Origin of the sequence: Nereida ignava (assembly GCF_001049735.1) — a bacterium.
GTDB classification, from domain to species: domain Bacteria; phylum Pseudomonadota; class Alphaproteobacteria; order Rhodobacterales; family Rhodobacteraceae; genus Nereida; species Nereida ignava.
In genome coordinates this window covers 1-5,291 of the sequence record NZ_CVPC01000038.1, presented here as the reverse complement: position 1 = coordinate 5,291, position 5,291 = coordinate 1, and the positions used below count along the sequence as shown (strand labels likewise).

The 5,291-nt window shown below is 45.7% G+C and carries 8 protein-coding genes; 4 read left to right on the top strand and 4 right to left on the bottom strand.

Annotated features, from left to right (window positions below):
- On the top strand, nt 1-271 hold a 271-nt coding region (locus tag NIG5292_RS13980; protein ID WP_199555621.1), incomplete at its 5' end, for a transposase.
- 11 nt (nt 272-282) lie between these two features.
- Here NIG5292_RS13980 and NIG5292_RS15075 read toward each other — a convergent pair.
- Nucleotides 283-423 carry a hypothetical protein gene (locus NIG5292_RS15075; RefSeq protein ID WP_158441640.1) on the bottom strand — a complete coding sequence of 47 codons (141 nt, stop codon included), beginning with the start codon at nt 421-423 and terminating at the stop codon, nt 283-285.
- A 144-nt stretch (nt 424-567) separates the two neighbouring features.
- Between NIG5292_RS15075 and NIG5292_RS13975 the strand changes: the two genes are divergently transcribed.
- From NIG5292_RS13975 to NIG5292_RS13965, 3 genes are read left to right on the top strand one after another with little or no spacing between them, the layout of a single operon-like run.
- A complete protein-coding gene (locus NIG5292_RS13975) occupies nt 568-825 on the top strand; it encodes an MBL fold metallo-hydrolase (RefSeq protein WP_053084946.1) in 258 nt (85 codons plus the stop codon).
- A gap of 46 nt (nt 826-871) precedes the next feature.
- Entirely contained in the window at nt 872-1,777 is a 906-nt protein-coding gene (locus tag NIG5292_RS13970; RefSeq protein ID WP_048600153.1) for an MBL fold metallo-hydrolase, read from the top strand.
- Nucleotides 1,774-2,199, top strand: a complete 426-nt coding sequence (locus tag NIG5292_RS13965; RefSeq protein WP_074842084.1) for a rhodanese-like domain-containing protein — start codon at nt 1,774-1,776, stop codon at nt 2,197-2,199. The genes NIG5292_RS13970 and NIG5292_RS13965 overlap by 4 nt, the downstream gene beginning before the upstream one ends.
- Before the next feature lie 377 nt (nt 2,200-2,576).
- Here the strand turns inward: NIG5292_RS13965 and hemA are convergent, their stop codons facing one another.
- From hemA to soxZ, 3 genes are all read right to left on the bottom strand, one after another.
- Nucleotides 2,577-3,794, bottom strand: a complete 1,218-nt coding sequence (gene hemA / locus NIG5292_RS13960; RefSeq protein ID WP_048600151.1) for a 5-aminolevulinate synthase — start codon at nt 3,792-3,794, stop codon at nt 2,577-2,579.
- A gap of 168 nt (nt 3,795-3,962) precedes the next feature.
- Nucleotides 3,963-4,790, bottom strand: coding sequence for a sulfur oxidation c-type cytochrome SoxA (gene soxA, locus NIG5292_RS13955; RefSeq protein ID WP_048600150.1), 828 nt, complete (start codon nt 4,788-4,790; stop codon nt 3,963-3,965).
- Between the two features lie 29 nt (nt 4,791-4,819).
- On the bottom strand, nt 4,820-5,149 hold the full coding sequence (gene soxZ / locus NIG5292_RS13950; protein ID WP_048598993.1) for a thiosulfate oxidation carrier complex protein SoxZ: 330 nt from the start codon (nt 5,147-5,149) through the stop codon (nt 4,820-4,822).
- Nucleotides 5,150-5,291 lie beyond the last annotated feature (142 nt).

Sequence of the window (5,291 nt, the reverse complement as noted above, 5' to 3'; positions counted from 1 at the left end):
CTGCAAAGGCATGGCGCAGAACGAGGTGCGGCTGCAACTCCATGCACTGGCTTACAATATCGGTGCCTTCCTACAGGGCACTGATCTACCTGATGAGATAGCCGACTGGTCACTGACAAGCCTGCAGACGCGATTGATCAAGATTGGTGCGAGGGTTGTGCGTCACGCCCGTGCAATCACCTTCCAACTGGCCGAGGTGGCTGTCAGCGGCGATCTGTTCAACCGCATCCTTGCGGCCATACATCGGCTGCGCGCACCGCCGGTTCCCTAATGACAACATCGTTAATCATAAAACCTGAACAAAAGCGGCTCAACCGGTCTATCCATACGGGGGTCGGTCAGACCAATATCCGGATCAACCTCGCCCCCGAGACCGGAAATCGTGCTCAGTTCGCGCGTCAGATGCCCGAACAACGGCACCATGGGTGCAAGAGGCTTGATAGGAGCGCAGAACAGCGGCAAGGTGGGCGGGAGGACGTTCTACTTGGGGAATGTCAGTTTAATGACGGCGAAGAAATCTTACCAGGCATTGGAGCGGTTGCTTCTTATGGACACACACCTGGCCACATGGCATTTGAAGTTCGCAATAATACCCAATCTGCTTTGATTGTTGGTGATGCGATAGGAAATCACCACGTAGCTTTTCAACACCCTGAATGGGAAAGCGGATCGGATCAAGATCCTGCCCAAGCAGTAACAACGCGGCAAATGCTCTTTGATCGTCTTGTCAAAGAACAAATTCCAGTTGTGGGGTTCCACTTACCTGAAGGCGGCATTGGACGTGTTCAAAAGAGCACGGAAGGATACCGTCTTGTTGAGATTTGAAATCCAACAGATTTTATTGGCGATAGCGACTTTTCTATTTTGCAACATGGCGTCAGCAAGCGAAGACATTGCAGACAAATACCCAGAAAGCATGCTGTACAACAAACCTGTAGAAGTAATTCCAAATGTTTGGTCTGCAATCGGCGCCACGGCGCCTCCAGACTATGACAACACAGGGCATAACAACAACTTAAGTTTTATCGTCACAGGTGACGGGGTCGTTGTTATCAACGGCGGGGCGGCATATAAATTAGCAAAAGCATTGCACAATGAAATTGTGAAAATCACAAATCAGCCAGTAAAATTAGTGATCAATGAAAACGGCCAAGGTCACGCTATGCTAGGAAATTCATATTGGGCTGAACAAGGCGTACCAATCTTGGCCCATATTGATGCAGCAAATGAATTTAAAGACAGAGGCTATATGCTTCTTGAAAACATGAGGCGCTATAACCTCGAAAAAGCCGAGGGCACCTTCGTAACAGCTCCGACGGAAACATTTGAGCAACGACGTGTAATCAATATGGGAAAGTTTCGGATAGAAGTACTTCATTTAGGACCCGCTCATGGGCCAGGTGACACACAAGTTTGGCTACCCGATGAGGAGTTAGTTATTGCAGGCGACATAGCCTTCCATGAACGTATGCTCCCCCTGTTCGAAGACACGATCGCGAAAGACTGGATTGAAACGTGGGACGCTGGATTCGAGGCTTTAGATGCAACCTATGTCATTCCAGGCCATGGTCATCCAACAAATATGGACCAAGTTCGACGATACACTCGTGACTATTTGGTATATCTTCGCGCTCAAATTGGTGAGCATATCGATAATGGTGGTGATTTAGCTGAAGCTTATTACATAGATCAAACAGCCTTCGAAGGCCTGGACACTTATGAAGAGCTCGCAACCAAAAATGCAGGGCGCGTTTACGAACAAATGGAATGGGAATGATGAAGCAGATGTTTATGCTTGCGTCTGCATTCCTAATGACAAGCGCAGTAACAATCCGAGCAGACCAAACAATTGAAATGTTCCGAGATTACGTCAATTTTTCAACATACAACGCGGGCATAATCCGACCTGACCAGTTGTCTCGAGATATTATCGATAGCGTCGTACTTATTGATACTCGAAGCACAGAAGAGTTCGAGTTCTTGACTATACCAGGTGCCATAAACATTGAGTGGCGAGATATATTTGACAAAATTGAACATATTCCAACAGATAAAACTGTGATTTTATTCTGTAATACTGGTGCGTTGTCTGCACAAGCTACGTTTGGCCTTCGGACATTGGGTTATGAAAACGTCCTGATGTTACTTGGCGGATTTGATCACCTTTTAGATAGCCCAAGTTATACCGACATAAATTAAGCAACGAGTTAATTTAAGAGAATATCAGCGAGAGTACGAAGCAAAGCTCAGACAAGTTTCGTTCGCTCTCAAAGCTGGCAAACTTTTTAAATCGGAAAGGATTTCTATACTAATGGCCTCAACACACAACCGATTAGCTCAATGAAACATTCAGCAAAACCAACCCATTCCATTCTTCATAACACAACTTATTCACGCATGGTGAAGCTGCACCAGCCTAGTATTTATTATGCATGCAGCTTCGGTACATGCTTCTATTAGTCTCGTAAATCTTTGCTTAGTCGCACTAGCAACAATACTAGGATAGCGACAAAGCAAGAGGGCAGTTCAAAGGAGACAATGAACCAGTAATGAGTATTTAAAGATAACTAAGGCATCTACTGCGCAGCCACAGAAGTCCTCATCAGGTCACATTGCATCCAGAGATCTTCTAGTGCACTCACCAATCTCTCAACGTCATCAGCGGTATGGAGAGGAGACGGTGTAATACGTAAACGCTCTGTACCTTTTGGCACTGTGGGATAGTTTATTGGCTGAATGTATATTCCATATTCTTTAAGAAGAACATCTGATATGTACTTGCACTTAACAGGGTTACCGACAACTACTGGGATAATATGACTTGGGTTTGATATGTGAGGCAGCCCAATAGTATCAAGTGCATCACGTACTTGTTTAACTCTCACCTGATGCTCTGATCGCTCTAATGCACTAGCCTTTAAATGCTGAATAGCAGCTGTAGCTCCAGCCGCCACAGCGGGTGGCAAAGCTGTAGTGAAAATAAATCCGCTCGCAAAGGATCGAACAAAATCGCAGAGCGCTGCGGAAGCCGCAATATATCCTCCCATCACACCAAAGGCCTTACCTAAAGTCCCCTCAATAACCGTCAGTCTATTCATCAGACCTTCACGTTCTGCAATTCCTCCTCCACGTGGGCCATACAGACCAACAGCGTGCACCTCATCGAGATAGGTCATAGCATTATATTTATCTGCTAAGTCGCAAATCTCAGCGATGGGAGCTATGTCTCCATCCATTGAGTAAACACTTTCAAAAGCGATTAGTTTTGGGACCGAACTTGGTAATGACGCCAATTTTGTTTCTAAATCATCGAGATCATTGTGTTTCCAGATAATTTTAGTAGCGCGTGAATGGCGAATGCCTTCTATCATAGACGCGTGGTTCAACTGATCAGTTAACACCACACAGTCTGGGATTTTTGCTGCCAAGGTGCTCAACGCTGCCCAATTGGACACATAGCCAGATGTAAACAACAACGCATTTTCTTTACCATGCAAATCGGCTAACTCAGCCTCTAAAATTGAGTGAGCGTGGGTCGTGCCACTTATATTACGTGTACCGCCTGCCCCGGCCCCAGTACTATCCAAAGTTTCATGCATAGCCTGGAGGACCGAAGGGTGTTGACCCATCCCCAAATAATCGTTGGAACACCAGATAGTTACTTCACTTGGTCCATTGTAACATTTTGCGCTTGGAAAGCGGCCTCGTAAACGTTCTAGCTCAGAAAATTCTCGATAATTACCGTCGTCTTTTAAGGCAAGTAATTGTTCGTTGAAAAACTTTTCATAATTCATCTAGATATTGCTCACGTCGGGTCTGCTACCACAAGCTAATTTCGAATAATTCAGCCAAGCCACTAGGTAAGAAATCAAATCACTGCAGCATCGTCTGATTTTCCTTAAAATTCTTAGCTATGAAGAATGTTGCGCCCCAGATCTAACCAGATCTGAGGTCACAACCCTTTAATTGCGAACAGACGGCGTCTCGACAGACAGCCCTTCACTGCGAGATGCTAGATACAACTCCAGCGCCTTAAATTCGGCACCGCCCTCTTTAAAAGGCGTCGCGCGGATGTTTTTCATACAGCCCTTAAATCGACCATGTATCGAGTTAAGCTTTGCGTTTTTCAAACGATAAGTCGGAAAGCCGTTTATTTGCCCCTGACTAAGGTGATCAGCACGGATCATCATCCCATAGTTGTCTTCATGACATGAGGAACATGCCATATCTAGTTGACCAACATTCGTATAGTAAATCTCTTTACCTGCCTCCCAAAAAGGCTTCGCATCACCTTCGATCGCAACATCCATAGGCAATCCCCGGGACTGCAAACCGACCAAAGCAGTCATAGAGGTCATTTGTGTACCTGACCACTTCCAAGGCTCAGCTCCCATGTGTTCGACGCGACTTCGGTTGATCAAGTCTTCTAATGTCACTAACTCTTCACCTTCAACACGGGGTAATTGAGCCCGCAGTCCAGTGAAATCTTCTGGTTCATGGCAAGATGAGCAAGATTTACCTTCAGTGCCATCAACGGCGTCCCAGAGTTCGTAGGCTTTGTCCAAAAAGACAAAGGCAGGATTGTCGAAATCATCCATCTCCATAGCTTGCGTTTCTTGAGACCGAAAACGCCATCCAGAATAAATAGTGTCAACGTTTTCCATATGCGCCGGTGCAGCAGTTTCAGTAACCATAACTTGACCGTCTATGGTTAGAGAGTTGCTATCTTGCGCGTAGGCAAAACTGGGCGCGGATATTAATAATGACAAAACACATATTCTAAGTCTCATTCTCTTCCCTCCAACTTCACTTTTCTGATCTATGCTACGCTGATTTTTTTTGTCGCATTATAAACATCGCCATCGTCGTCATACCAAGTGAAGGTGAACTCACCACTCTCTGGGACAATCGCTTCAAACTGAAAATACGGGTTCGTAGAAATGGCCGGCTCAAGTGCGACATCGATCACATTTTCGCCGTTAAATTCGGCCGTAAAGCGGTTGATAATCGACCTCGGAATAAGGTTACCGTCACCATCCTTACGCTGACCGCTTTCCATTTTGTGGCTGATCAGTGTCTTGATTGTAATTGCCTCACCAGCTTCAGCTGTTTTGGGTACTTTCACCCGTGGTTTCACACCAGATGCCATATTGTATCTCCTAGGTATATTGTCAGCACCGCTGACAGTATGAATATTTGAAGTGCAGCCAATTAGCCGCCACAACCACCGATGGTCACTTTGACATTTGCCTTAGCCATCTGGAATGATCCGTCTTTCATCTCTGCAACAG